Origin of the sequence: Sphingomonas sp., from assembly GCA_019635535.1 — a bacterium.
Classification (GTDB): Bacteria; Pseudomonadota; Alphaproteobacteria; order Sphingomonadales; family Sphingomonadaceae; genus Allosphingosinicella.
In genome coordinates this window covers 761,786-787,655 of the sequence record JAHBZH010000001.1, presented here as the reverse complement: position 1 = coordinate 787,655, position 25,870 = coordinate 761,786, and the positions used below count along the sequence as shown (strand labels likewise).

The window sequence follows — 25,870 nt, the reverse complement described above, 5'->3', positions numbered from 1 at the left end:
GACATAGAGCGCCGGACGGGAAGGAGGAAGAGGCATGGGCGTGCTGAGCGCGGCGGCGCGGGATGCGGCTTTGGCGGAGCTGACGGGCTGGAGCTACGACGCCAGGCGGAACGGCATCGTGCGCAGCCTGAAATTCCCCGATTTCGGCGCGGCCTTCGGCTTCATGGCCCGGGTGGCGCTGGAAGCCGAGAAGGCGGATCACCATCCCGAATGGTCGAATGTGTGGAACAAGGTGGACATCCTGCTCACCACCCACAGCGATGGCGGCGTGACCGAAAAGGACGTCGCTTTGGCCAAACGGATCGACGCCATCGCGAGCCGCTTGCTCTAGGCGAACGCGCCCTCTAGAGGAGGCGGCCTGCCAGGAGATGCGGAGCGGTGGCCGAGTGGTCGAAGGCGCTCGCCTGGAAAGTGAGTATACGGCAAAACCGTATCGAGGGTTCGAATCCCTCCCGCTCCGCCATACACCCCGCACACTAGTCTCTTGTCACGGAGCCCTCCGCCAATGCTCGGAGAACAGGGGCTTATATGGCGTCATTCCGACACATGGCTCGTAATACTGGCCTGTTCAGCGACGGATTCGGGGAGATTTTGGGCGGCAGTCTCTGGCGTCGTGCACATCGGGTCAGTTTCCCTGTTATTCGCGATTAACAGGGATTTTTCTCAAGATTCCGCCCGATATCAGGGGATATCTCTGGGGTGTGCGGCTGCCCTTCGGTAAATTATCCTGCCGAGTCAGAGGGTTGTGTATTTAAAAATGCCCGTTCCTGTTCATCTCCAGAACAGGGAAGCTAAATCGGCATAACAGGGCGGAAAGGATGTTCGGCATCGCCTCAGACGAACCCGAACATGTGCTTCTGGGCGTGCCATGAGACGGGGATATCGCCGCGCGAGATCTGTTCGAGAGTGAGTCCGGGCGGTTGGCGCCCGGCAAGGATGGCGCGCTGGATGTCGGGGGCGAGGAAGGCCAGCCGGATGATCCGGCGATGATAGGGCGTGGCCGGTGCGGCCTCGACGATCGGATCTCCAGCGCGATCGGTGATGATGAGCCGGTGCGCCAGACGCAGCGCCCGGATCAGAACGGGATCGCGCTGCACGCCGGGTGGACCAGCTGCGATGCGGGTGCGTCCGCCGCGGGTCTGCAGCTGGATCGGTACTGTCAGTCGGGCGCGGTCGGTATCCTGGACAATCAGTTCGCCGTCCAGCAACCTGGAGCGGGCATGGGCCAGCCAGCGCAGTGGAAGGTGCAGTTCGAGCATCTGCGTGTGAACTTCGACCCGTTTCAGATGTGACCACGGTTCCGGACTATTGGTTGGCGCAACCCTGCGCAGGATCTTGGAGACACTAGCCTCCAGTGCAGGGCCGGAGACGCGACCAATGGTATCCGGGTCGGCTTTACCCCGCCCTTGTTGCAGTGGGGCCGACACATAGTATCGATAGGTCTTGCCGGACTTGCCGCGCGCGGTGGTCGGCGACATCGGATGACCTTGCGCGTCGAACAGGCGCCCGGTCAGCTGCGCGTTCCCGGATGTCCCTGTGCTGCTGCGCGGCGCGGCATTGCCATCCAGCAGCGCCTGGACCTTGTCGAACAGGTCCGGGCTGACGATCGGGACATGGGCGGCCGGATAGGCTTTGGTCTTGTGGACGATCTGACCCAGATAGATGCGGTTGCGCAGCAGATGGAACAGGGCTCCGCGGCTGAACGGCGCCCCGCCGACCGCGCGGCCCGAACGGGTGGTGCGCCGGCGCGAACGGATATTGTTGCTGGCCAGCCAGGTCTCGAGCGCACGGACCGTGCCGAGCTGCAAATAGGTCTCGAACATGGTGCGCACGATCTGCGCTTCGGCCGGGTTGACCACCAGCGTCCGGCTTTGGTCGATCGGGAGATCGTAGCCCATGGGCGGTACGCCCCCCATCCACATGCCTTTGGCCTTGGAGGCGGCGATCTTGTCGCGGATGCGCTCGCCGGTCACCTCGCGCTCGAACTGGGCGAACGAGAGCAGCACGTTGAGGGTCAGCCTGCCCATGCTGCTGGTGGTGTTGAACGCCTGGGTGACACTGACGAAACTCACCTCGTGCCGGTCGAACAGCTCGACCATGCGCGCAAAGTCGGCAAGGCTGCGGGTCAGCCGGTCGATCTTGTAGACGACCACGATATCGATCTTGCCCGATGCGATGTCGGAGAGAAGGCGCTTTAGCGCGGGCCGCTCCATCGATCCGCCCGAATAGCCCCCGTCATCATATGGATCGGACAGGGACCGCCAGCCTTCGCCACTCTGACTGGTGACATAAGCCGCGCAGGCCTCGCGCTGGGCGTCGAGGCTGTTGAACGCCTGATCGAGCCCTTCCTCGGAGCTTTTGCGCGTATAGAGCGCACAGCGCCTTGCCGGTGGCTTCATACGCTGCCCCGCAGTCCGAAGAACCGGGGTCCGTTCCACCGGGTTCCGGCAATGGCGGTGGCGAGAGCTGACAGGCTTGGATAGAGCCGCTCCTCCCAGCGGAACCCGGCATCCTCGACGATCACCTCGATCTTGCGTCCTTGCCACATGCGGGTCAGCCGCGCGCCGGGGCCAAGCTCGAGGCCTTCGGCCTGGACGGGCCCGCGGCGGCCGAGTGTCTTGCGGGTCTGCGGATCGAGGCCGCCCATGGCGTCGGCCTGGGTCTGTCAGAGCAAATGCACCGATCGGTAACGACACCGATTTAGCAGGGTGGGATGCCACGTCCCCGCAAGCGAGCTAGCCCGTTCCGGTATTTCAACTCGTCACCCGAGGTGATCCGCCTGGTGGTGCTGATGTACGTGCGCTTTCCGCTGTCGCTTCGGAACGTGGAGGATCTGCTGTTCGAGCGTGGCATCGATCTTTGCCATGAGACCGTGCGTTTCTGGTGGAATCGGTTCGGCCCGATGTTCGCGAGCGAGATCCGGGGTCAGCGTGTTTCGCGGATGCGTGGCTTCCGTCACTGGCGCTGGCACCTGGATGAGATGTTTGTGAAGTTGAACGGCGAGATGGTGTACCTCTGGCGCGCCGTTGATCACGAGGGTGAGGTGCTCGAGAGTTTCGTCACCAGGACCAGGGACAAAGCCGCTGCGCTGACCTTCATGAAGAAGGCGCTGAAGCGTCATGGTCGCCCTGAGGCCATCGTCACCGATGGGCTGCGGTCCTATCCGGCGGCCATGCGTGACTTGGGCAATACCCACCGTCGCGAGATGGGCCAGTGGCTCAACAATCGGGCTGAGAATAGCCACTTGCCGTTCCGACGACGCGAGCGTGCGATGCTCAGATTTCGGCGAATGAAATCGTTACAGATGTTCGCTTCGGTCCATGCCAACGTCCACAACCACTTCAACCTCGAACGCCATCTCGTCGATCGTCAGACCTTCAAACAGCGCCGTGCCGCAGCGTTCGCCGAATGGCGGGCCGTTGCCGGCTGAATCCCATCCTTCGAACCAAAGGTGCGACCATCAGAGACAAGTTCGCATTAGACTGACAGCACCCATTCGGCGCTTTTGCGAAGGGCAAATCTCCCACCAGAAGATTCCTCGGCACGTCCGTCTGGTGGCCGCCTATCCGATGACGGTGACCGGCAAGGTCCAGAAGTTCCGAATGCGCGAAGCGATGATCCAAGAATTGGATATCGCACTCACAACCACGGCTTGAGTTGGCCCTCGATCGGCGGCTCATCCGTGCTGACTACCAGCGCCGCCCGGACACTGCCACATTGGTCTGACAGTACCCCTTTCACCATTGCGAGGAGCCCCGGATCGTTCGGGGGAGTCGCGTCCTTTTGGTTTGGCCTGGCGCCTGTTCCGGATGTTTCAGGTGGCGCGGAGACGAAGAGCGACGTCCGTCACCGCCGCATTTCCAGATTCAGTGCGGCGGCGATGTCGGTCCATGAGACGATCTTGAAATTCTGGGTCTCGGCGGGAAGGACGTTGCGGCCGTCCTGCGCAACCATACCGCCATGCTCGAAGCCTGGACCGAGGTTGCGGCTGGTGACCTCCAGGCCGTCCGTTTCGGAAATGCCGTCGATGCCCGCGGCACCGTCGGCGACGACGATGAAGGAGCCGAGATACTCCTGGTTTCCTTCGCGGCGATAGACCGCATAGCTGTCGTTGCCTTGACTCGAAACGACGAGATAGCCGCGGCCGCTACCCAGATCGTAAATGCCGACGCCCTCCAGGTCGTCGCGGATATGGGGATTGCCGGCGACCGTGTCGATCGAGCGGCGCTGCTCCGCCCCGCGCGGCTCGGCATTGAGGCGCCACAGGCCGACATCCTCCTCCGCCACATAGAGGACGCCGGTCTCGTCGTCGGCGACGCAGCCCTCGGTCTGGCTGCCGAAGCGGATGTCGCGCACCTGGCGGAGGCTGACCCGGCCGGCCGGGGTGGCGACCAGCTCCCACTGACGCACCAGCCCGTCGGGATCGCCGAGGAACAGATAGGTGCGGCCCGAACGGCTGCGGTACATGCACGAACCATAGGGATCGGAGAGGCCGCTCGCCTGCACCCCGTCGGCGACGTCGGTCAGCCGCCCGGTCGCCGTGTCGAGCGTGTAGATCGAGACGCCCAGCGTCGTCCGGTTGCCCGCCGTCACCAGCACCACGTCGCGCCCGCCGAGCCGGAAGCCGCCGCGCAGGTCGACATTGTTCATCTTGCCGTCCTGCGCGAAATAAAGCTCCTCGCCGCGCATGTTGTAGACGTGGAGGCCGGCGCGCTTGTTGGTGCCGATCACCAGGCTGGCGGCGGGATCGTCCGGATTGACCCAGATCGCCGGATCGTCGGCGGCGTCTCCATGGGAGGGCACCCGCACCGTCTCGACCCGCGCGCGGACGGCGGGGAAAGGCGGCGCCGAGGGTTGGGCGACGCCCTGCGGCGTCCCCGCATTGATCCCGAGCGCGGTGGCGATCCGATCGAAGCCGAACAGGCTATAATTTCGGCCGCCTTCATTTGAGACGAGCAGACCGCCCGCAGGCAACGCGGCGCCGAGCGGCGCGCTGGTGCCGTAGAGGCCACCAGCCTCCTCGATCTCGCCGCCATCCGGCGCGCGCAGGGCGACGGCCCCGGCGAAGCGATGATCGTTGCTCCGATCGTAGACGAGCAACCGTCCGGCGGCGACATCCGACGCGATCAGCCAGCGCGCACCCTCGCCCCCGTCATAAAGCGCCAGGCCGCTCACCTCCTCGCCAATATTGCCCAGGCGCACCGCGTCGATCAGCGCAGGCGCGGCATCCGCCTCCGGATTGGCGTCGAAGCGCCAGATGCCAGCCGCCTCGTGCGAGACATAGACGTCGCCGCTGCGATCGTCGGCGACGCAATGGGTGACCGGCGAGGGCAACGGCAAGGGCCGCACCCGCCGCGCGTCCATCCGGCCGTCCGGTGTGGCGAACAGCATCATCTGTTCGACCTCGCCGCCATCGCCGACGACGAAGGCATAGAGAGCCCCGTCATGCGAACTGCGATGAAGACAGACGCCCTCCGCCGCGAAGCCGAGTTCGATGGCGCGCGCCGTGATTTCGCGCAGGCTGCCATTCTCCAGGGCATAAAGGCGGAGCAGGTTGGTGGTGACGTCCGTCGAAGCGACGATCGTCGCGGTGCCATTGCCGAACGGGATGCCCGCGCGAATATCGAGGCCCACCGCTTCGCCGGCCGCGACCGTGCCGGTCCGGCGGCCGGCCAGGTCGTAAAGCTCCAGGCCGCCCATCTCGCCCGTTCCGATGATTCGCGCCCCGCCCGACGCGGCCGGATCGGCGGCGATCACGCCCATATTGGGCTCACCCTGCGCGACCGGTTCGGAGGCGATCGTCGCGGTAACGGCGGAGGTCTCAACCGACCCGGGAGCCTGTGCCTGGGCCTGCGTCGCCGCAGAGGCCGCGATGACCGAAATCTGTAACAGCAGGCCGCTAGCGGCGAGCCGGATGGTGCGTGGCCGGGGGGGTGTCATAATGGCCTCTCCTCCGAAAATCGGGTCTGAACGGCCTTATCGGTAGGGATGCCGGCCAAATCTTGCAAGGGTAATTCCAATTTTGTTGCATTATGGAATTTCTGTTCATATGATCGCCTGGAACGAGTCACATCGGCGATCAAAGTCGAGGCTTTCACAGGGGAGGGAACCCATGGTCCGCGGCCGCAAATCCGTTCTCAAGCTTTTGCTCGTCACATCCTGCTTTTTGTCACCGGCTGCTGTGTTCGCCCAGGACGGTGCAGGCCAGCCGGGCGACGAGGACATCGTCATAACCGGCCGTCGCGCTGCCGACCGCGCCGCGATCGATGCGCAGCGCGAGGCGGACAACCAGGTCAACCAGGTGCGCGCCGACGATATCGGCCGCCTGCCCGACCAGAATGTCGCGGAGACGGTGCGCCGCCTGCCCGGCATCAGCGTCCAGAACGACCAGGGCGAAGGCCGTTACCTCACCGTGCGTGGCGTCTCGCCGGACCTGCTGAACGTCACTCTCAATGGCCAGACCGCGGCGGCGCCGGAACCGGACGCGCGCCAGGTCAAACTGGACGACATCCCCTCCGCGCTGGTCGGCGCGGTCACCGTCGTCAAGACGCTGACCCCCGATCTCGACGCCAACGCCATCGCCGGCTCCGCGAACATCGAGACGGTCACCGCTTTCGATCGCCCGCGCACCTTCGGCAGCCTGCGCGGCGCCTATGGCTACAACCAGATCGCCGACGGCAATCCGTATGAGTTCGACGGCTCGCTCGGCACCCGCTTCGGTCCCGGCCGCCAGTTCGGCATCGTCATCGCCGGCAATTATTCCCGCCGCTTCATCGCCCCGCAGAACATCCAGTCGGGCGGAAGCTGGGAAGAGGTGAACGGTTTCGAGCTGCCGCTGGAGCAGACGCTGCGCCAGTACCAGACCCGGCGCGAACGCTATGGCGCCGTCCTCAACCTCGACTGGCGGCCGAACGACGACGTGCGCACCTTCGCGCGCCTCCTCTATTCGCGCTTCAACGATTCGGAGGCCCGCCCCGGCTTCGGCGTCGAGCTGGACGAGGACGAGATCACCAACCAGACCGCCACCAGCGGCAACTTCGCCGAGGCGGACGGCACCCGCGCGCTGCGCAGCCGCTCCGAGAATTCAAACACCATCACCGCCTCGATCGGCGGCGAGTTCGACCTGGGGCCGAGCTGGCTGCGCATCGAGGGCAGCTACACCCGCGCCCGCAAGCGCGATCCCAACCGCGACGAATGGAAATTCGAGGCGGAGGAACTGAGCGGCCGCTACGACCTCTCCGGATCGATCCCGCAATTCTTCTCCGATCCCGCCGCCTTCGATCCGGCCAATTACGAGTTCGACGAGACCAGCTACGAAAGCCGGCGCGCGCAGGAGACCCTGTGGCAGGCGCGGATCGATTTCCGCACCCCGATCGGCATCGGCGACGATTCGACGCTCCAGTTCGGTCTCAAGCTCACCGACCGCAACAAGACCAACGACGAGAACGCGACCGTCTACGACGGCTATGATGGCGATCTGACCCTCGCCGACGTGCTCGGCGCGCCGATCGCCAGCATCTACGGCACCCGCTTCCCGTTCGGCCCGACCGTGAGCCGCAGCGTCGCCGACAGCTTCTTCCGCAGCAACATCAACGATTTCGAGGTCGATGTCGCGGGCACGGTCGGCGACAGCCTGGCGGCGGACTACCGGATCAACGAGCGGATCATCGCCGGCTATGCGATGGCGACATTGCGCTTCGGCAACCTCACCGTCATTCCCGGCGTGCGCGTCGAGCATACCAAGAGCGACTATGCCGCGACCGCGGTGCTCGACACCTATACGCTCGCCGATCTCGATCGCGGCTACGACACGTTCGGATCGCAGAGCTATACGGACTGGTTCCCCGGCCTCAACCTGCGCCTCAACGCCGCCCGCAACCTGGTGCTGCGCGCGGCGATCACCCGCGCGATCGGCCGCCCGAACTACGAGCAGCTCGCGCCCACCACCGTGGTCAACACCGAGGACAACGAGGTCGAGCTGGGCAATCCGGCGCTGCGCCCGCTGGGATCGACCAACCTCGACGTTTCCGCCGAATATTATATCGGCCGGCGCGGCATCGTCAGCGTCGCCGCCTTCTACAAGGACATCAGCAACCCGATCTTCAGCGCGACGACCGAGGAAAGCGGCACCTTCGCCGGCCAGGCGCTCGTCGACGCCCAGGTGACGCGCCCGGTCAACGCCGACAGCGCCACCGTCCGGGGCATCGAGTTCAACGCCCAGTACGAGCTGTCCTTCCTCCCCTCCCCGCTCGACGGGTTCAGCATCGGCGGCAGCCTGACCTTCGTGCGCAGCCGGGCGAACGGCATTCCCGGCCGCCCCGACGAGCGGCTGCGGCTCGCCAGCCAGTCCGACCGGGTGGCGTCGGCCTATCTCGCCTTCGAGAAGTTCGGCCTGTCCGCGCGGGTCGCCTATACCTATCGCTCGGCTTATCTGCTGGAGCTTGGCGAGGACCCCGATACCGACATGTACGTCGCCAATTTCCACCAGTGGGACGCGCGCATCGGCTATGACATCACGCGCAACATCAACATCTTCGTGGAAGGCTCCAACCTCAACGACGCGCCCAACCGCTTCTATCAGGGTGTGCCGCGGCGGCTCGATGAGATCGAGCGTTACGGCTATTCTGTGCGGGGCGGCATCCAGTTCCGGCTGTAGCGGCGGCGCGGCGCGGGTGATCCGGCAGGCAAGCGAGGTGCGGATATGATCGGAACTCTCGGCCGTTTCTTCGCGACCGGCCGGGATGCGCCGCCGTTGACCGACACCGCCGCGGTGGACGCCCTGTTCCGGCGCCACCGCATCCGGGTGATGATCGCGATCACGCTCGGCTACGGCCTCATCTACACCTGCCGCCTCGCGCTCGGCGTGGTGAAGAAGCCGCTCATCGACGAGGGCATCTTCACCGCCGCCGAGCTTGGCTTCATCGGCTCGGCCTTGTTCTACACCTATGCGATCGGCAAGCTGACCAACGGCTTCCTCGCCGACCATGCCAACATGCGGCGCTTCCTCACCGCCGCCTTCCTGCTCACCGCTTTGTGCAACATCGCCATGGGCTTTACCGGCACGGTCATCGCTGCGGCGGTCATCTGGGGGTTGAACGGCTGGTTCCAGAGCTTCGGCGCGCCCGGCGGGGTGGTGGCGATGACCGCCTGGTTCTCCAACCGCGAGCGCGGCCGGACCTACGGCATCTGGAGCACCGCCCATTCGATCGGCGAGGGGCTGACCTTCCTCGTCGTCGGCACGCTCGTCGCCGTCGCCGGCTGGCGCTGGGGCTTCTGGGGCCCGGGCCTGATCGGCGTCGTCACCGCGATCGGCGCCTGGTGGCTGCTGCGCGACCGGCCGCAGACGATGGGCCTGCCCAGCGTCAACGAATGGAAGCAGGATTTCTACGAGGAGGGGCCGAAGGCCAGCGCCTCCTCCGTCCTCGGCCTGCAATTCTCGATCCTGAAGATCCCGGCGATCTGGGTGCTCGCGCTGGCCAGCGCGCTGACCTACGTCACCCGCTATGCGATCAACAGCTGGGGCATCCTCTATCTCCAGGAGGCGCGCGGCTTCAGCCTGCCGGCGGCGGGCACCATGCTGATGCTGAGCACGCTGGCCGGTATCGTCGGCGCGGTCGCCTTCGGGTTCATTTCCGACAAGCTCTTTTCCGCACGCCGTCCACCCGCCAACCTGTTGTTCGGGATAATCGAGGTGATCGGGCTGGTGATCATTTTCTTCGGGCCCGCCGGCATTGTGAGCCTGTCCGTGGGCATGCTGCTCTTCGGCATGGGCCTGACCGGTCTCGTCACCTCGCTGGGCGGGCTCTTCGCCGTCGATATCGCGCCCAAGCGCGTGGCTGGCGCCGCCATGGGGGTGATCGGCGTCTTCTCCTATATCGGCGCCGGCATCCAGGAGCAGGTGTCGGGCATCCTGATCGAGCGCGGCACGACGATGGTCGATGGCACCCGAATCTATGATTTCGGGCCGGCGATCTGGTTCTGGATCGGCTGCTCGGTGCTCTCTACCCTGCTGGCCGCGACCCTGTGGCGGACGAAACTTCGGGATTGAGCTTTGGGACATTGAGAAAGGGTTCGGCATGACTCCATGGCCCATCCGGCGACGTCTGCTCCTCCAGAGCGGCCTCGCCTCCGTCCTGCTGTCGCTCGCCCCGCGCGGCCTTGCCGAAACGCTCGGCTACCCCCGTTCGCTGGCCGGGCCGATGGTCGGGGCGCCGGGGCCGAACCATATCACCATCTGGGCACGGGCCAGCGGCGCCTTTCCGGTCCAGCTCGAATATGCGACCGACCGCGACTTCACCGATGCCGTCCGCGGCGTTTCCGCCATGGCGCGGGCCGAGGAGGATTTCTGCGTCACGCTGCGCCAGGACGGGCTGCGGCCCGGCCAGACCTATTATTACCGGCTGCTTTATGACGGCATCCTCGATCGCCACCAGCCCTTGCCCCACCGCACCCGCACCGCGCCGCAGGGCCGCGCCGATTTCCGCGTCGCCTTCGGCTCGTGCTGCCGCATCCAGTTCGATCGCGATCAGCGCATCTTCGATGTCGTGCGCCAGCTCGAACCGGACATGTTCCTGTGGCTGGGCGACAATATCTACGCCGACAGCGATCAGGCGCAGGCGCTGTCCGATCTCTACAGCCGCCAGCGCGTCGTCGCCTCGCTGGAGCCGCTGCTCCGCTCGACGCCGCAGCTCGCCACCTGGGACGATCACGATTTCGGCTTCAACAATTCCGATGGCCTGAGCCCGGCCAAGGCGGAGTCGCTGCGCCTGTTCAAAAGCTATTGGGCGAACCCCGCCTACGGCTCCGACGGGGCGCCCGGCATCTGGTGCAAGCAGAGCTATGGCGGCGTCGATTTCTTCATCCTCGACGGCCGCTATCATCGCGATCCGTCCGATGCCCCCGACACGCCCGCCAAGACGATGCTCGGCGCGGCACAGAAAGCCTGGCTGAAGGCCGAGCTCCAGCGCAGCCGGGCGCCGTTCAAGATCCTCGTCTCCGGCGGCGGCTGGTCGTCGGCGGAGCGCGAGGAGGGCGGCGACAGCTGGGCCGTCTACATGCACGAGCGCGACGAGATTTTCGATTTCATCCGTGATCGCGGCATCGAAGGCGTCGTCTGCATCTCCGGCGATTCCCACATGGGCGAACTGAACTGCATCCCGCGCTCGGCCGAGGGCGGCTATGACATGTACGATCTCGGCAGCTCCCCGCTCGCCCAGATGCCGGCGGTGAAGCAGCTGCGCCAGGTGCCCGAAATGCGCATCCGCGACACCTGGTCGCGCAGCGTCAATGTCGGGATGATGCGCTTTGAAATGGGGCGGACGCCGCGCCTGACCTACACGCTGCACGACGCGCTCGGCGCGCCGGTCTGGGATCCGCTGGTGCTGACCCCGGCCGATCTCAGGAACGGTGTCCAAAGCTGGGACCGGCTCGCCGACCCCGACGAGCTGCGCCGGCTCGAGCGCCACCGCGCCGGGTGCGGCTATTACGGGTTCGACCCGCGCTGAATTCAGCCCCCGAAAGACCGCCGCACGCTGAACATGAAGATCGGCGTCGTATCGATCCGCAGCGTCTCCAGCGATTGCACCGGGCCGAGCGCGCGGGGGCCGTCATGATCCTCGCGCACTTCGCTGAGGGTGCGCCCGGTCAGGTTCGCCGCCTCCAGCCGCAGCCGCCAGGCAGCGGCCGGGCGGAATTCCACATAGACGCCAAGCGCGATGCCCTTGCGCTCGGTGCGGACCTGATCGAAGCGGAACTGGCTCTCGCGATGGGCGAGCGAAAGATCGGCGCCCCAGCTCCACCGCCCGCCGGGCAGATCGTGGACGATGCCGATCTCACCCTCGACCGGGCGGTCCTTGGAAATGATCCGCCGCTGGCCGGTCTCCGGATCGGTGACGCGGCTGTGCAGCAGGGTCAGCGCGCCGCGCAATTGCAGGCCCGGCAGGCCAAGGCGGGCAAACGGCAGGGTCAGCTCGGCACGGCCGACATGGCGCGTGCCGCGGCCGATATTGCCGACCGCATCGAAAATGCCATCGTCGCTGACCACCGCGACGCGATCGATGACGTCGTCGATCCGCTCATAACGATAGCTGAGGATCAGCGCGCCATCCTCCCAGAAACGCTGCTCGAACGTCGCCGCCGCGCTCCAGGTCCGGGGCGGGCGCAGCGCCGCGGCGCCAGCGCTCACCTCGCCGCGGTCCAGCGACGCGGAGGCGACGAAATCGTTGAAGTCGAGCTGGCCGACGCTGCGCTCGACGACAAGCCGGACCTGGCTCGATCCGCGCGACAGCGACGCCGCCAGCCGCGGCTTCCAGTAGAGGAACGAGAGATGTTGCGCCGCGAGATCGCCCTCCGCGCGGATCGACGAAAGCTCGGTCCGCAGCGACGGCTCGATCGTCAGCCCGGTGCGCGGACGCCACGACAGGCCCGCCACCGCCTCGGCGCGGCGCTCGCTCACCTCCACGGCCGAGCCCGGCAGGGGCAATGTCACGCCGCCCTGTTCGAGCGCGGCGGCGCTGTCCAGGCGATTGAGCGCGCCTTCGATGCCGGCATTGAACGAGAGGCGGCCGCGCTCGCGGCGATAGTCGACCCGCGCAATGCTCTCGCGCGTGTTCGTCGCTTCGCTGAACCGCTCATCCTCCTGCTCCGCCACCCCGCGCAGCCAGCCGGCCCGTTGCAGGATCACCGCCTCGATCCGCCCGCCGCCGGCATCGCGCACATAACGTCCGCCGATCTCGCCGCGCCACAACGTCTCGCGCTCGGCCGAAAGCTCGCCATCGGACAGCACCGCCTCGGTCGTGCGTTCGCGCCCGACATTGGCGTTGGCGGTGATCTCGCCGCCCGCCAGAGCGGTCTGATATTCGCCGCTCGCCGAAAGGACGCGCTCGACCTCCCAGGCCCGGCGCTGCTCGACGCCGGTCACGGCCCCGTCGGCGTCGGTCTCGACAATCGTGCCGTGCCCGGAATCGTCGTCGACCTCGGTGGTCAGCGCCAGCGCGCCTTCGATCCGGGTGGCCCCGGACTGACGCGATCCTTCGATGCTGAGGTTCGGCCTGACGTTTCCGTCGGAGGCCGTTGCGGCCCCCGCCTCGATCGCCGCGCGCGCGCGGCTCGCCTGTACCCGCACGACATTGGCGACCACGTCATAGCCGGCCATGTCGATGCCGCCGGCGCCGCCCCGGATCAGCTCGATCCGTTCCACCGACGCGGCGGGGATACGGCGGAGCAGCGCGGCAAGGCTTTCCTGCTTGCCGGACGGGGCGCGGCCGTTGAACAGGACGTTGCCGCGCGCACCGGCAAGCCCGCGCACATCTTCGTCGCCCTCGATCAGGGTGAAGCCGGGCAGGCGTCGGATCATGTCATAGGCATCGGCCGGGCGCGCCTCGGCGAAATGCGCCGCCGGGAAAGCGATCACGCCGCCCTGCGCCTGCGCCGCCGCCCCGCCGGCCAGCGCCGACGCCATCAGCATGGTGCGCAGTGCAATCCTGAAACCCGGCATATTCATCCCCTATTGTCGGGGTGCAGGCCTAGGCGAAGCGGGCTGACAGCAATCCGTCAGCGCGTGTCAGCGGCGTGTCAGGCAAGCCGGCTTATCTGGACGGCATGACACACAAACCCGCCCTCATCGCCGCCGCCCTCGCGGCCTTCGCCATCCCCGCCGGCCTTGCCGTCGTCGCAACTGCCCCGGCCGCCGCCGGCACGCTGCGACCGGGGGACCATGACCATGCCCGTGCGGCCGTGCAGCGCGGCGAGATCCTGCCGATCTCGCGCATCCTGCCGATCGTCCAGCAGCGCGTGCCCGGACACGTCATCGAAATCGAACTCGACGATGACGACGACGGCCGCCGAATCGAATATGAGATCAAGGTACTGACCGCCAATGGCCGCGTGATCGAGGTCAAGATCGACGCACGCACCGGGCGGATCCGCCGCATCGAGGAGGATTGATTGCGGGCACTGGTCGTCGAGGATGAACCCGATGTCGCCCGCGACCTGCGCGCCGCGCTGGAGGGGGCCGGCTTCATCGTCGATATCGCGGTCGAGGGCGAGGACGCCTGGTATCGCGGCGATGTCGAGGATTATGACGTCGCCCTGCTCGATCTCGGCCTGCCCCGGCTTGACGGCCTGTCGGTCCTGAAGCGCTGGCGCGCCGCCGGCCGCTTCTTTCCGGTGATCGTCATCTCCGCGCGCGGCGACTGGACCGAGAAGGTCGAGGGGATCGAAGCCGGCGCCGACGATTATCTCGGCAAGCCGTTCAAGATGGCCGAGCTGATCGCGCGGGTACGCGGCGTCCTGCGCCGGGCGGGCGGACGCGCGAGCAGCGCCGCGACGGTCGGGGCGCTGCGCATCGACAGCGGCCGCATGGCCGCCGACCTCAACGGCACGCCGCTCCGCCTCTCGCCGCTCGAATTCCGGCTGCTCGACTATCTTGCGCATCAGGACGGCCGTGCCGTGTCGTCCGGTGAACTCGCCGACCATCTCTACGGGACGGAAGGGCTCAACGACGCCAACGCGATCGAGGCGCTGGTCGCCCGCCTCCGCCGCAAATTCGGCGCGGGCCTGATCGCGACGCGACGCGGGTTCGGCTACGTGCTGGAGGGCAAAGCGTGATCGTCCGGTCGCTGCGCTGGCGCCTGCTGCTCGGCGCCGCCGTGGCGATCTTCCTTGCCCTGCTGCTCGCCTGGGGGCTGATGCTGCTCCTGTTCGACCGCCATCTGGAGCGGCGGCTCGCGGCCGAGCTGGAGCAGGACGCGATCAGGATCGTCGCTGGCATCGCCGTCGCGCCCGACGGACGCCTCTCGGTCAATCAGCCACCCACCGATGCGCGTTTCCAGACGCCGGTCAGCGGCCTCTACTGGCAGGCCAGCGCCCGTCGTAACCAGGTGCGCTCGCCCTCCCTCTGGGATCAGGCGCTGGCGCCGCCGCCCATCCATTCGAGCCGGGACTGGCACGTCCGGATCGGGCCCGGACCCTATGAGCCCCGCCTGATCTACCTCGAGCGCACGGTCATTCCGGACCGGGCCGCCGGACCGGTGCTCGTTCAAGTGGCGCAGGATGCCACGGCGCTTGCTACCGCCCGCGCCGAGTTCGGCCGCGAGCTGGCGATGTTTCTGGCCGCGCTCTGGCTGGTCTTGTCGGCAGCGGCGTGGTTGCAGGTTCATCTCGGTCTGCGCCCGCTCGGGCGAATTCGCGAACAACTTGGACGCTTGCAGGAGAACCCGTCGGAACGTCTCATTGCCGAGACGGTAAGCGAGGTGCGTCCGCTCACCGACGCGATCAACAGCCTCGCCGACGCGCGCGAAGAGGATCTGCGGCGCGCTCGACGCCGCGCGGCCGATCTCGCCCACGGGCTCAAGACGCCGCTGGCGGCCGCGGCGGCGCAACTTCGCCGCGCCGACGGCGAGGCGGCGTCCGGCATCGAAAAGGCGCTGGATGCGATGAAGGCGGTCGTCGACGGCGAACTGGCCCGCTCGCGCATCGCCGCCGTCCGGCACGATCCGTCCGCGCGGGCCGAGGTTCGCGCGGTTGTCGAACAGCTGGTCTCGGTGCTGGAACGGACCGAGGCCGGTGAGCGGCTGGTGCTGGATGTCGATATAGCTGACGAGCTGCGCGCTCCGCTTGCGACGGAAGATCTGACCGAGCTGTTGGGCAGCGTCGCTGACAATGCCGTCCGCTACGCGGCGCGGCAGGTCCGGTTTGTGGGGGTGGAGGAAGACGAGGTGGCCGTGGTCGCGGTGGAGGATGACGGCCCCGGCATCGCGCCCGAGCTAGTCGCCGACGCACTGGCCCGAGGCAAGCGGCTGGACGAGCGCGGCGGGCAGGGCCTCGGTCTCGCCATCGCGCAAGAGATTGCCGAAGCGACGGGCGGTACTCTCAGCCTGTCCCGCGCGTCGCTGGGCGGGCTCAGGGTCGAGCTGCGCTGGCCAGCCGCGCGTGCACCAGCGCCGTAAAGTTCTCGATCATGCACGGCGTCGCGCAGCCGGGGATATCGAGGTAGCTGCGATAGCCCGGTGCAGCCGGATCGAGCGCCTGCTGGTTGCGGAGCTGATCCATCGTCTGAGCGCGGAAGAAGGCGCGCACGAAGCGCCGCCCTTCCGCGTCGCGCAGCAGTTCGAAGCCGAGCGCGCCGCCGGGCGGCACCGCGCCCGCGGGATAGCTCGGCACGCGCCATGCGAGGCCGAGCAGGCGGCCGACATCGGCGATGTTGGTGTCGTGCCCGAAGAGCAGGGTGAAACGCTGACCGCCATCGGCCGACAGCGCTTCTGCCATCCGCGTGGCGAGCGGGCCGGCGGCGCGGCGCAGCACGGAGGGCGAGGCATTCTCATAGTGGAATTTGGCGACGTTGATCGCGAGCAGGGCTTCGATCTGGTCGCGGTCGATCCGGCCCCAGCCGACTTCCGACAACGGCTTGCCTTCGAGATATTCGAGCAGGAAGGTCTGGCTGGCGGTCGAACCGATCGACAAGGGCCCAGTCAGGTCGGGGCGGTCGTGCGGATTGCCTCTGAGGCCGCTGGGAATGTCGGCGAGCGTGCAGGGCGAGGGCGCCCGGTTGGCTGCGCAGACCGCCGCCATGCAGCAGCCGAGGACGCGGTCGAGCAATGCGATCTGGTCACGCCAGCGTGTGGATTCCACCGCCATGCTTTGCGGCGCGACTGCCGCCAGGGTTTCGCTGAGCGCCGCCGCACCGTCGAAATCGGCCGGCCCCGCATCGAGCGGGTGGAACATGATGTCCTCCGGCCCCTCGCGCTCGGGATGGATCACCGCGATGCCGCAGCCGGGCAGCAGCGCCGCGACATAGGCTTCGCCGGTGCGGATCGCGCGGGACTTCGCGGAGGATTCCGCAAGGATCGATCCGGCGGGCAGGCACCCCTCGGCGGGCAATAGGCCGCGCCGGATATAGTCAGCGCGGTCGGCCTCGGCGAGCAGGCGGATGCCGGCGGCACCGCGCGGGGTCATCAGGCCGAAATCGACCGGCCAAGCGGGCCAGGGATCGCGGGCATAATTTTCGCCCAGCGAGGGATCGCGGGTCGGCGGCCGGATGCCATGGCGCATCAGGAAGACGACGCGCTCAAGCTGGAGGCCATCGGTGGTGGGTTGGGCTTGTGCTGGCGAGAGCAGTCCGGCCAGCAGGACGAAGGCCAGTGCAATCCGCATCAAGCCGCCACCGGCCGCAGCGCCTCCAGCAAGGCGCCATGAAGCTGCGGTGTCGAAGCGAGCACGGTGCCGCCCATCAGATCGAGCGTCTGGCCTTCCGTCCCTGTTACGACGCCGCCCGCTTCGGTGACGATCGCGACCCCGGCCGCCATGTCCCAGGCGCTGACGCTCTGTTCCCAATAAGCATCGAAGCGGCCGCAGGCGACCCAGGCCATGTCGATCGCGCCCGCGCCAAGGCGGCGGATGCCGGTCACTCGCGGCGTCAGCCGCTCCATCTCGGCGTAGAATTGTTCGTGTCGCGGTTTCCCCGCGAAGGGAATGCCGACGCCGAGCACCGCCTGGATCATCTCCGTGCGTGGCGACACCCGGATCGGCGCATCGTTGAGGAAGGCGCCTTGGCCCTTCTCCGCGCGAAAGGTCTCGCCCAGCATCGGCACGTGGGTCACGCCGGCAATCACCTCGCCGTCGCGGGCAAGCGCGATATTGACCGCGAAGAAGGGGCTGCCGGTCAGGAAGTTGGCGGTGCCGTCGAGCGGATCGACGATCCACATATGGCTTTTGTCCGCCCCCTCGATCACGCCGCCCTCCTCGCCGAGAAAGCCATAGTCGGGAAAGGCGGCGGCCAGGGTGTCGCGGACCGTCGCCTCGGCGCGCAGATCAGCCTCGCTGAACGGATCCGCCAAGCCAGCCTTGTGGCGGATGTTGAGCGCACCGATGCGCAGGAAATCCTCGCGCAATCCCTCGCCCGCGACGCGTGCCGCCTCGAGCATCGTCGCCAGATGAACTGAAGGTTCGGCCACCTGCTCAGGCCATGGTCGGTATGACAAAGCTGTTCTCCCCGGACGCCGAGCCATCGGGCCAGCGTTGGGTCACGGTCTTCACCTTGGTCCAGAAGCGGAGCCCTTCCATGCCATGCTGATTGGCATCGCCAAAACCGGAGCGCTTCCAACCACCGAAACTGTAATAAGCGACGGGCACCGGGATCGGCACGTTGATGCCGACCATGCCGGCCTCGACCCGCTGCGCGAACTCGCGGGCGGCATGACCGTTGCGGGTGAAGATCGCGGCGCCATTGCCATATTGATGCGCGTTGGAAAGACCTATCGCATCCTCGAAGCTTTCGGCGCGAACGATCTGCAGCACGGGCCCGAAAATCTCATCCCGGTAGCTTTGCATCTGCGGCGTCACGCGGTCGAAAAGGGTAGGGCCGATGAAATAGCCTTCTTCATGGCCCTGCAGGCTGAAGCCCCGCCCATCGACGACGAGCTCCGCGCCTTCATCGACCCCCATTTGAATGTAAGCCTCGACGCGCTTCTTGTGCGCCGCATTGACGACGGGTCCGTAATGGGCGTCGGCATCCGTCGACACCCCGACCCGCAAAGCAGCGATCGCCGGGACGAGCTTCTCACGCAGCCGGTCCGCCGTCGCGGCGCCAACCGGCACCACGACCGGAAGCGCCATGCAGCGTTCACCCGCCGAGCCGAACGCTGCGCCGGCCAGATCCTGAACGACCTGATCCAGATCCGCGTCGGGCATGACGATGCCGTGATTCTTGGCTCCGCCCATCGCCTGCACCCGTTTCCCGGCTGCGACGCCCCGCTTGTAAACATAATGGGCGATGTCGCTCGATCCGACGAAGCTGACCGCCTTGATTCCGTCATGATCGAGGATGGCGTCGACCATCTCCTTGTCGCCATGGACGACCTGGAGGATGCCATCGGGCAGTCCGGCCTCCCGCATCAACTCGGCCAAGCGCACGGGAACGGAAGGATCGCGCTCCGAGGGCTTTAGAATGAAGGCGTTGCCCGCGACGATGGCGACGCCGAACATCCACATCGGGATCATCGCCGGGAAATTGAAGGGCGTGATCCCGGCCACAACGCCAAGCGGCTGGCGCATTGAATAGACGTCGATGCCGGGTCCCGCAGCCTGGCTATATTCACCCTTCGACGCATGCGGGATGCCACAGGCGAACTCGATGACGTCGAGACCGCGCTGAATGTCGCCCTTGGCATCGGAGATCACCTTGCCGTGCTCGGACGAAAGCAAGAGGGCGAGATCGGCCATGTTGGCTTCGACCAGCGCCTTGAAGTTGAACATGACCCGCGCGCGGCGCTGCGGATTGGTCGCCGCCCAGGCCGGCTGGGCGGCGGCGGCGGCGGCGACCGCCCGCTCCAGTTCGATCGCCGTGCCGAAGCGGACGCTGGCCTGGATGCCGCCATTATTGGGATCGAACACATCGCCGCGCCGATTGCCCCCGGCTTGGCAATGGCCGGCGATGAAATGATCGATGACGCGCATCTCGCTCATGACTTCACGATCCATTCGTGGGCGGGATCATTACGGAAGATCCACTTGCGGTTCGGCCCCGCCATGACGTTGAGATAATAGAGATCGTAGCCGTGCGGCGCCCCGGCCGGGTGATAGCCGCGCGGCACCATAACGACGTCCCCGTCCTCCACCGTCACCGTCTCGTCGATGCTGCGATCGTCGGTGTAGACGCGCTGCACCGCGAAGCCCTGCGGCGGATTGAGACGGTGATAGTAGGTTTCCTCCAGCGCGGTTTCTTCGCCTTCGGTTGGCGTATCGTGTTTGTGCGGCGGATAGCTCGACCAGTGGCCGCCCGGTGTCACGACTTCGACGACAAGCAGGCTGTCGGCCGGCTCCGATTCAGGGAGGATGTTGCGGACGAAGCGCTGATTGGTGCCTTGCCCGCGCACCTCGCGGGACATGCGCGCCGGGTCGATCAGGCGAGGGGACCCGCCCGACCGGCCCGGCGCACTCCCGATTGCCAGCTCGACGGGAGTGACGGCTGTCACAGTGAAGTCGACGCCCGCAGGCGCGTAGACGGCGGCCGGCGCGACATCGTCGAACACGCTCCGGCGCGAGCCAATCGCATCATAATGCTCGCCGCCGGCCGTCACATCGGCAGTACCGGTGAGGATGACGAGACAGGCTTCCCGCGCCGCATCGCCGCCCGCGAAGGCCTCGCCCGGCGCCAGCGTCACCGCCTTGAAGCCGACGTGCGTCCAGCCCGCGCTCTCGGGAGTTACCTCGAGGACGACGCCGTCGGCGTCGGCGGCATGCGGCCGGACGCGCAGCGTCATGCCGCGATCTCCAGCCCGGCCGCTTCGGCCTCGGTGCGCAGGGTTCTGATCCCGATCTCGCCGAAGGCACGCGGATCGGCCACGGCGGGGTCCTGCTCCGCTTCGACCACGACCCAGCCCGAATAGCCGATATCGCGCAGCGCCTGCATCACTGCGGCATAATCGAGGTCGCCGTCGCCGGGGACGGTGAACATGCCGTCCAGCACGCCTTCGAGGAAGCTGCCGCGCCGGTCATTGAGGGCGCCAAACACCGGGCCGCGCACATCCTTGCAGTGCACATGCGCCACCCGACAAGGCACGCGCCGGATCAGCGCGACCGGATCGATGCCACCCAGCGCGGCATGACCGGTGTCGACGGTGAGGCCGACGCTCTCGCCGGTATTGGCGAGGAAGGCGTCGAGATCCTCGGGCCGCTCGACCACCGTGCCGAGATGATGATGATAGGCGAAGCGCAGGCCCTGCGCGGCGATATAGTCGGCCACATTGTTCAGCCGCTGGCCGAACACGCACCAGTCGCTCGCGGCGAGGCGGGGGGTGGTGGCCAACGCCGTGCCTTTGGCGCCGTGGATCGCGTTGCTGGTCTCGGCCTGGATGAACACGCTGCTCCCCATCGCCTTGAGCAGGGAGAGATGCGGCTGCAGCGCCTCGATCTCCGCCTCGGCCGAACGGGTGAGCAAGCTGGCGCTGTACCAGCCGCCAACCAGCGCCAGATCGTAGCGGCCGAGCAGGGCGCGGAGCGCCACCGGATCGCGGGGGAATTTGCCGCCCAGCTCGATGCCGGAAAAACCGAGATCGCGCGCGTCTGCCAGCACCGTCTCCAGCGGCGTGTCGCCGCCGAGCTCCGGCATGTCGTCGTTGATCCAGGCAATGGGGCTGACCCCGAATCTGATACTCACCGGCTCTTTCCGATCTGTCGTTCATAGGCCGCCCGCGCGGCGCGCACCTCGGCGCGGTCCGACACTTCCGGCACCGCCACATCCCACCAGGCACCGCCGGCCGCGGTGCTGATCGCGGGGTCGGTCTCGATGACGATCACATAAGACCGCTCGCTCGCTGCCGCCCGGTCCAGCGCCTGCTCGAGTTCGGCGATCGACGCCACCTGTTCCGATGCGGCGCCAAGGCTTGCGGCATGGGCGGCGAAATCGATGTCGGGCAGGGTTTCGTGCCTCGCATCGGCAAGAAGATTGTTGAACGGCGCGCCGCCCGTGCCCTGTTGCAGCCGGTTGATGCACCCGAAGCCGCGATTGTCGAGCAGCAGCACGACCAGCTTGGCGCCCATCATCACCGACGTCGCCAGTTCCGAATTCATCATCAGATAGGAGCCGTCGCCGACCATCACGTAAACATCGCGCTGCGGCGCGGCGAGCTTCACACCAAGCCCGCCAGCTATCTCATAGCCCATGCAGGAATAGCCATATTCGACATGGTAGACGCCGGGCTTCCTCGCCCGCCACAATTTGTGCAATTCGCCGGGCAAGCCGCCCGCCGCGCAGACCACGACCGCATCGTCATGCGCCTTGCGCCACAGCGCGCCGAGCACCTGGGCATCGGAGGGGCGGGCCGCATCGGTGGCGGCGGTCGCCGCCTCCCATGCGGCATTCCAGGCGGCGATCCCAAATTGCCGCGTCGGCGCGCGCCATCCCGCCAGCCGAGCGCCCAGTGCCGTCAGCACCGCCCCCGCATCGCCGACCACCGGTTCCGCTCCATGCTTGTGGGCATCGAAAGCGGCGACATTGACCTGGACGAGCCGGCGGTTCGGCCGAGCGAACAAAGCCCGCGATCCCGTGGTGAAATCTTGCATCCGGGTGCCGATGCCGACGATCAAATCCGCTTCCACCGCCGCCGCATTCGCCGCCGACGTCCCGGTGACGCCGATCGCGCCCAATGCCTGCGGGTGATCCCAGGCGAGCGCGCCCTTACCCGCCTGCGTCTCGGCGACCGGAATGCCGGTGCGCGTGGCGAAGTCTTCCAACAGTGCCTCGGCGCCGGCATAAGCGACGCCGCCGCCCGCGACGATCAACGGTGCCTCGGCTGCGCGCAGCAAGTCCTCCAGCCGGTCGAGTTCCGCCGGATCGGGAACGGGCGCACGTATGCGCCACACTTTTTTTTCGAAGAACCGCGCGGGATAATCGAACGCCTCCGCCTGCACATCCTGGCAGAAAGCCAAAGTCACCGGCCCACAATCGGCGGGATCGAGCAGGGTCGCCATCGCCTTGGGCAATGCGTCGAGCAGCTGCTCCGCTCGCACGATCCGGTCGAAATAGCGCGAGACGGGACGGAAGCAATCATTGGCGGACACCGTGCCGTCGCCGAAATCCTCGATCTGCTGGAGCACCGGATCCGGGCGGCGGCTGGCATAGACGTCGCCCGGCAGGAACAGCACCGGCAGCCGGTTGACATGGGCAAGCGCAGCGGCGGTCACCATGTTGGTCGCGCCGGGGCCGATCGATGTGGTGCAGATCATCGCACGACGCCGTCTGAGCTGCTTGGCGAAGGCGATGGCGGCGTGGGCCATGCCCTGCTCGTTATGCGCACGGTAGGTGGGCAGCGCGTCACCGGCGGCGGCCAGCGCCTCGCCGAGGCCCGCGACGTTGCCGTGGCCGAAGATCGCCCAGATTCCAGCGAAATAAGGAAGCTCGCCGGCCGGCGTCGCAACATATTGGCTGGCCAAGTAGCGCACCGCGGCTTGCGCCGCAGTCAGGCGGGTCGTGCTCACGCCGCTTTCTCCACCCCTGCTTTTGCCTCCCGCCAGGCATGGGCCAAAGCTGTCAGACGGCCCGCCATTTCGGTCATCGCGCCATCGTCGTCGATCGTGCCGGAAAGCCAGTCACGCGCGACATCATAGAAGATCGTGCGGCCCACCGCGAAGCCCTTGATGATCCCGACCGGCGCAGCGGCCCGGAACGAGGCCACGAGATCGGGCATCGGCGCCGACAGGCCGAGCAACACGACGCCGCGGCACAAAGGGTCATTTTCCAGGATCGCCGCCTCGATGTTGCGCCAGGCGGCGGGGTCCTGGTCCGGCTCCAGCTTCCACCAGTCGGGATAGACGCCGATCTCGTAGAGACGCCGGATCACGGTCGCAATGGTCAGGCAATCGACCGGCGAGCCGTGCGGGGCGATCACTTCGACGAGCAATTCGTGGCGAGTCCTGCGGCACGCTTCGAACAACGTCAGCAGCCGCGCTTCCTGCGCCGCGCGCAGCTCTTCCGAATCTTCGGGATGATAAAAGACCAGGCATTTGACGACATGAGCCAGCGGCCAGGTCGCGATCTCGCTGCCCACGTCCTCTACGTCCTCGAACGCCAGCGGGCGCGAACGGGGTTCCTCGATCGGCCGCCCGATCCAGTAGGGATGGCCGGCCGCCGCCGCGAGCGCATCGGCGCCATATTTGCCGTCGAGCAGGATGCCGAAGCACGGATCGCCTTTGGCCACCCGGTCCACCGCACCGAGCGCCAGTGCCTTGAAGACGCCGATCCGGCTGCTGTCGTTGACCCCCACTTCGTCGGCGAGATCCTCGAACTGGGCGCGGTGATCGATGGCGAGCACGGTAAGCTCGTCATAGTCGGGATTGCGGGTGGTCGCCCAGTGAATATGCTCCAGCGCCTTGTCCTCGCGCAGGCGGAACGGCCGCTCGCGCATTGCCAGGAAATGTTCCAGCTCCGGCCAAGTCGGCATGGCAGGCGCACAACCATGGCGGGAGACGACGATCGCCCCGCAAGCATTACCATAGGTGCAGCAGGTGGCGATGGGCGCACCGCGCAACCACCCCCGCAGGAAACCGGCCATGAAGGCGTCGCCGGCGCCGAGCACGTTGAACACCTCCACGGGAAAGCCCGGCGCCTGGATGCCTTGTCCGATCTCCTCCGGGATCGCGCCGTCGAACGCGACGCAGCCCAGCGGTCCGCGCTTGCAGACGATCAGCGCGCCGGTCCGCGCCCGGATCTCGCGCAGCGCCGCCAGCGTATCGGTCGAGCCACCGAGGATATGGATTTCCTCTTCGGTGCCGACGATCAGGTCGCAAAGCGGCAGGATCTCCTGGAGCCGTGCCGTCACCGCATCGTCGGCGACGAAGCGGTTCTCGCCCATGTCGCGCCGTTCGAGCCCCCAGAGCACCGGGCGATAGTCCACGTCGAACACGACCCGGCCGCCATTGGCGCGCACTCGTTCGGCGGCGGCGACGCTGAGCGCGCGCACGTTCGGCTGGGAAAGGTGGGTGCCGTTGATCAGCACGGCGCGGGGCAAAGCGGGGATGGCGGCGAGATCGGCAGGCTCCAGCGCCATGTCCGCGCAATTTTCCCGATAGAAGATCAGCGGGAAACTGTCCTTGTCCCGGATGCCGAGAATGACGAGCGCGGTCAGGCGCGCCGGATCGTCGATCACGCCGCTGACATCCACCCCTTCGCGCTGGAGCTGCTCGCGAATGAAGCGCCCCATATGATCGGCGCCGACCCGGGTGAGCAGCCCGGCGCCAAGGCCCAGGCGCGCCGCGCCCACCGCCGTGTTGGTCGGGCTGCCGCCGACATATTTGGCGAAGGAGCCCATATCCTCCAGCCGACCCCCGGCCTGCTCGCCGTAGAGATCGACGCATGAGCGCCCGATCGTCAGCAATTCCAGTTGCGGTGACTCGCCCATGATCCTCTCTGCAGCCGCGTTTCGGCCCGTATGAAACGCTTATTCCAAAATCAGAATTGCTGCAACACGCATTTCACTTCTTGCGCTTCGCGGTCTGGTCGGCATCGAAGGCAAAGCCGATGACGAGCGCCTGGGCGAGGCACATCGAGGCGGCGAGCGAACGGAAGCCGCGGGTTTCGGAATCGCGCACCTGCAGCACCACCGATGCCGCCTTGGCGATCGGGCTGACATGGCTGTCGCTGATCGAAAGGATGCGGGCGCCGCGCGATGCGGCCAAAGTCACCGCATCCACCGCCTCCGGTGCATAAGGCTGGTAGCTGACCGCGATCAGCACGTCCTTTGGCCCGATCGTATTGACCTGCGGCCGGGCAAGGCCGCCGACGCCGTCGACGAAGATTACCCGCTTGCCGAGTTGCTGCAGCGAGTAGGACAGATAGGCGGCGATGGGAAATGCACGGCGGAAGCCCGCCACCTGGATGAGATCGGCGCCGGCGATCAGCTTCACCGCCGCACGCATCTCCTCCTCGCTCACCGTCTGCCCGAGATTCTGCAGCGCCAACACATTGCCGTCGATGAATTCCGGCAGCAGCCCCTGTCCGCTCGTCGAGCGATCGACGGCGGCGTTGAACCGTCGGACGCGCTCGCCATAGCCGAGCGCCGCGTCGTTGGAGAGCAAGCCGTCGCGGAACAGCCGCTGCATCTGGCTGGCGCCGGAAAAGCCGAAGGACTGGGCGAAGCGAACGATCGCCGAGGGCTGAACGCCGCAACGCTGGGCGATCACCGCGAGGGTCTCGAGCGCGACCTCATTCGGCTCATCGAGCACATAGCGGGCAATCTGCTGCAGGCGCTTGCTCAGTTCATCATAGCGTTCGAGCAGCTTCGCGCGAAACTCCTCCGCCGTGGCCGGCGCTTCGGTTTCCTGCCGCATCATTTCCCCCTAACAAACTGGAACGTCCTGGAATGAACGTTCCATGCCA

At 66.9% G+C, this 25,870-nt stretch carries 20 protein-coding genes and 1 tRNA gene; 9 read left to right on the top strand and 12 right to left on the bottom strand.

The features are described from left to right. Nucleotides 1–34 precede the first annotated feature (34 nt). Complete coding sequence (locus KF780_04025) at nucleotides 35–331, top strand: 4a-hydroxytetrahydrobiopterin dehydratase (GenBank protein ID MBX3560962.1); 297 nt, start codon at nucleotides 35–37, stop codon at nucleotides 329–331. 41 nt (nucleotides 332–372) lie between these two features. Beyond that, nucleotides 373–463: transfer RNA gene (locus tag KF780_04020), tRNA-Ser, on the top strand. 370 nt (nucleotides 464–833) lie between these two features. Here KF780_04020 and KF780_04015 read toward each other — a convergent pair. Then, nucleotides 834–2,399 (bottom strand): recombinase family protein, encoded by a 1,566-nt coding sequence (locus tag KF780_04015; protein MBX3560961.1) that lies wholly within the window; start codon nucleotides 2,397–2,399, stop codon nucleotides 834–836. Next, the gene (locus KF780_04010; GenBank protein ID MBX3560960.1) at nucleotides 2,396–2,647 is read right to left on the bottom strand and encodes a DUF2924 domain-containing protein; all 252 of its coding nucleotides are present in this window, start codon (nucleotides 2,645–2,647) and stop codon (nucleotides 2,396–2,398) included. Before KF780_04010 ends, KF780_04015 begins: the two co-directional genes overlap by 4 nt. Nucleotides 2,648–2,713: 66 nt before the next feature. Between KF780_04010 and KF780_04005 the strand changes: the two genes are divergently transcribed. Further along, nucleotides 2,714–3,430 carry an IS6 family transposase gene (locus KF780_04005; GenBank protein ID MBX3560959.1) on the top strand — a complete coding sequence of 239 codons (717 nt, stop codon included), beginning with the start codon at nucleotides 2,714–2,716 and terminating at the stop codon, nucleotides 3,428–3,430. Between the two features lie 416 nt (nucleotides 3,431–3,846). Here KF780_04005 and KF780_04000 read toward each other — a convergent pair whose 3' ends face one another. Further along, nucleotides 3,847–5,940: a phytase gene (locus KF780_04000; protein MBX3560958.1), complete on the bottom strand. Its 2,094-nt coding sequence runs from the start codon at nucleotides 5,938–5,940 to the stop codon at nucleotides 3,847–3,849. Nucleotides 5,941–6,181: 241 nt separating this feature from the next. On the opposite strand from KF780_04000, the gene KF780_03995 reads away from it, so the two are divergent. From KF780_03995 to KF780_03985, 3 genes are read left to right on the top strand one after another with little or no spacing between them, the layout of a single operon-like run. Further along, nucleotides 6,182–8,656: a TonB-dependent receptor gene (locus tag KF780_03995; protein ID MBX3560957.1), complete on the top strand. Its 2,475-nt coding sequence runs from the start codon at nucleotides 6,182–6,184 to the stop codon at nucleotides 8,654–8,656. 45 nt (nucleotides 8,657–8,701) lie between these two features. After that, nucleotides 8,702–10,048, top strand: a complete 1,347-nt coding sequence (locus KF780_03990; protein MBX3560956.1) for an MFS transporter — start codon at nucleotides 8,702–8,704, stop codon at nucleotides 10,046–10,048. 28 nt (nucleotides 10,049–10,076) lie between these two features. Next, the gene (locus KF780_03985) at nucleotides 10,077–11,504 is read left to right on the top strand and encodes an alkaline phosphatase D family protein (protein MBX3560955.1); all 1,428 of its coding nucleotides are present in this window, start codon (nucleotides 10,077–10,079) and stop codon (nucleotides 11,502–11,504) included. A gap of 2 nt (nucleotides 11,505–11,506) precedes the next feature. Here the strand turns inward: KF780_03985 and KF780_03980 are convergent, their stop codons facing one another. After that, a complete protein-coding gene (locus KF780_03980; GenBank protein MBX3560954.1) occupies nucleotides 11,507–13,495 on the bottom strand; it encodes a hypothetical protein in 1,989 nt (662 codons plus the stop codon). Between the two features lie 104 nt (nucleotides 13,496–13,599). Here KF780_03980 and KF780_03975 point away from each other — a divergent pair, with 104 nt between their 5' ends. The 3 genes from KF780_03975 to KF780_03965 are packed head-to-tail and all read left to right on the top strand — an operon-like array spanning nucleotide 13,600 to nucleotide 15,947. Continuing rightward, on the top strand, nucleotides 13,600–13,944 hold the full coding sequence (locus tag KF780_03975; GenBank protein ID MBX3560953.1) for a PepSY domain-containing protein: 345 nt from the start codon (nucleotides 13,600–13,602) through the stop codon (nucleotides 13,942–13,944). After that, nucleotides 13,945–14,607 carry a response regulator transcription factor gene (locus tag KF780_03970; GenBank protein ID MBX3560952.1) on the top strand — a complete coding sequence of 221 codons (663 nt, stop codon included), beginning with the start codon at nucleotides 13,945–13,947 and terminating at the stop codon, nucleotides 14,605–14,607. Next, complete coding sequence (locus KF780_03965; protein ID MBX3560951.1) at nucleotides 14,604–15,947, top strand: sensor histidine kinase; 1,344 nt, start codon at nucleotides 14,604–14,606, stop codon at nucleotides 15,945–15,947. The genes KF780_03970 and KF780_03965 overlap by 4 nt, the downstream gene beginning before the upstream one ends. Here KF780_03965 and KF780_03960 read toward each other — a convergent pair. The 8 genes from KF780_03960 to KF780_03925 all read right to left on the bottom strand — a co-directional run bounded on the left by KF780_03960 (nucleotide 15,901) and on the right by KF780_03925 (nucleotide 25,821). Beyond that, nucleotides 15,901–17,151, bottom strand: coding sequence for a histidine-type phosphatase (locus KF780_03960; protein MBX3560950.1), 1,251 nt, complete (start codon nucleotides 17,149–17,151; stop codon nucleotides 15,901–15,903). The two genes, KF780_03965 and KF780_03960, sit on opposite strands and share 47 nt — an antisense overlap. Next, nucleotides 17,151–17,921 carry an inositol monophosphatase gene (locus KF780_03955; GenBank protein MBX3560949.1) on the bottom strand — a complete coding sequence of 257 codons (771 nt, stop codon included), beginning with the start codon at nucleotides 17,919–17,921 and terminating at the stop codon, nucleotides 17,151–17,153. The genes KF780_03960 and KF780_03955 overlap by 1 nt, the downstream gene beginning before the upstream one ends. A 34-nt stretch (nucleotides 17,922–17,955) precedes the next feature. Beyond that, nucleotides 17,956–19,452, bottom strand: a complete 1,497-nt coding sequence (locus tag KF780_03950) for a CoA-acylating methylmalonate-semialdehyde dehydrogenase (GenBank protein MBX3560948.1) — start codon at nucleotides 19,450–19,452, stop codon at nucleotides 17,956–17,958. 5 nt (nucleotides 19,453–19,457) lie between these two features. Further along, nucleotides 19,458–20,258 carry a 5-deoxy-glucuronate isomerase gene (gene iolB, locus KF780_03945; protein ID MBX3560947.1) on the bottom strand — a complete coding sequence of 267 codons (801 nt, stop codon included), beginning with the start codon at nucleotides 20,256–20,258 and terminating at the stop codon, nucleotides 19,458–19,460. Further along, entirely contained in the window at nucleotides 20,255–21,154 is a 900-nt protein-coding gene (iolE, locus tag KF780_03940; GenBank protein ID MBX3560946.1) for a myo-inosose-2 dehydratase, read from the bottom strand. The genes iolB and iolE overlap by 4 nt, the downstream gene beginning before the upstream one ends. Further along, nucleotides 21,151–22,974, bottom strand: coding sequence for a 3D-(3,5/4)-trihydroxycyclohexane-1,2-dione acylhydrolase (decyclizing) (iolD, locus tag KF780_03935; protein ID MBX3560945.1), 1,824 nt, complete (start codon nucleotides 22,972–22,974; stop codon nucleotides 21,151–21,153). The genes iolE and iolD overlap by 4 nt, the downstream gene beginning before the upstream one ends. After that, nucleotides 22,971–24,893, bottom strand: a complete 1,923-nt coding sequence (gene iolC / locus KF780_03930) for a 5-dehydro-2-deoxygluconokinase (GenBank protein MBX3560944.1) — start codon at nucleotides 24,891–24,893, stop codon at nucleotides 22,971–22,973. Before iolC ends, iolD begins: the two co-directional genes overlap by 4 nt. A gap of 73 nt (nucleotides 24,894–24,966) precedes the next feature. Next, nucleotides 24,967–25,821: a MurR/RpiR family transcriptional regulator gene (locus tag KF780_03925; GenBank protein ID MBX3560943.1), complete on the bottom strand. Its 855-nt coding sequence runs from the start codon at nucleotides 25,819–25,821 to the stop codon at nucleotides 24,967–24,969. Between the last annotated feature and the right edge of the window lie 49 nt (nucleotides 25,822–25,870).

Coding starts and splice junctions, on each gene's coding strand:
- KF780_04025 (MBX3560962.1), top strand. CDS start 35: ATGGGCGTGCTGAGCGCGGCGGCGCGGGATGCGGCTTTGGCGGAGCTG.
- KF780_04015 (MBX3560961.1), bottom strand. CDS start 2,399: ATGAAGCCACCGGCAAGGCGCTGTGCGCTCTATACGCGCAAAAGCTCC.
- KF780_04010 (MBX3560960.1), bottom strand. CDS start 2,647: ATGGGCGGCCTCGATCCGCAGACCCGCAAGACACTCGGCCGCCGCGGG.
- KF780_04005 (MBX3560959.1), top strand. CDS start 2,714: ATGCCACGTCCCCGCAAGCGAGCTAGCCCGTTCCGGTATTTCAACTCG.
- KF780_04000 (MBX3560958.1), bottom strand. CDS start 5,940: ATGACACCCCCCCGGCCACGCACCATCCGGCTCGCCGCTAGCGGCCTG.
- KF780_03990 (MBX3560956.1), top strand. CDS start 8,702: ATGATCGGAACTCTCGGCCGTTTCTTCGCGACCGGCCGGGATGCGCCG.
- KF780_03985 (MBX3560955.1), top strand. CDS start 10,077: ATGACTCCATGGCCCATCCGGCGACGTCTGCTCCTCCAGAGCGGCCTC.
- KF780_03980 (MBX3560954.1), bottom strand. CDS start 13,495: ATGCCGGGTTTCAGGATTGCACTGCGCACCATGCTGATGGCGTCGGCG.
- KF780_03975 (MBX3560953.1), top strand. CDS start 13,600: ATGACACACAAACCCGCCCTCATCGCCGCCGCCCTCGCGGCCTTCGCC.
- KF780_03960 (MBX3560950.1), bottom strand. CDS start 17,151: ATGCGGATTGCACTGGCCTTCGTCCTGCTGGCCGGACTGCTCTCGCCA.
- KF780_03955 (MBX3560949.1), bottom strand. CDS start 17,921: ATGCTCGAGGCGGCACGCGTCGCGGGCGAGGGATTGCGCGAGGATTTC.
- KF780_03950 (MBX3560948.1), bottom strand. CDS start 19,452: ATGCGCGTCATCGATCATTTCATCGCCGGCCATTGCCAAGCCGGGGGC.
- iolB (MBX3560947.1), bottom strand. CDS start 20,258: ATGACGCTGCGCGTCCGGCCGCATGCCGCCGACGCCGACGGCGTCGTC.
- iolC (MBX3560944.1), bottom strand. CDS start 24,893: ATGGGCGAGTCACCGCAACTGGAATTGCTGACGATCGGGCGCTCATGC.
- KF780_03925 (MBX3560943.1), bottom strand. CDS start 25,821: ATGCGGCAGGAAACCGAAGCGCCGGCCACGGCGGAGGAGTTTCGCGCG.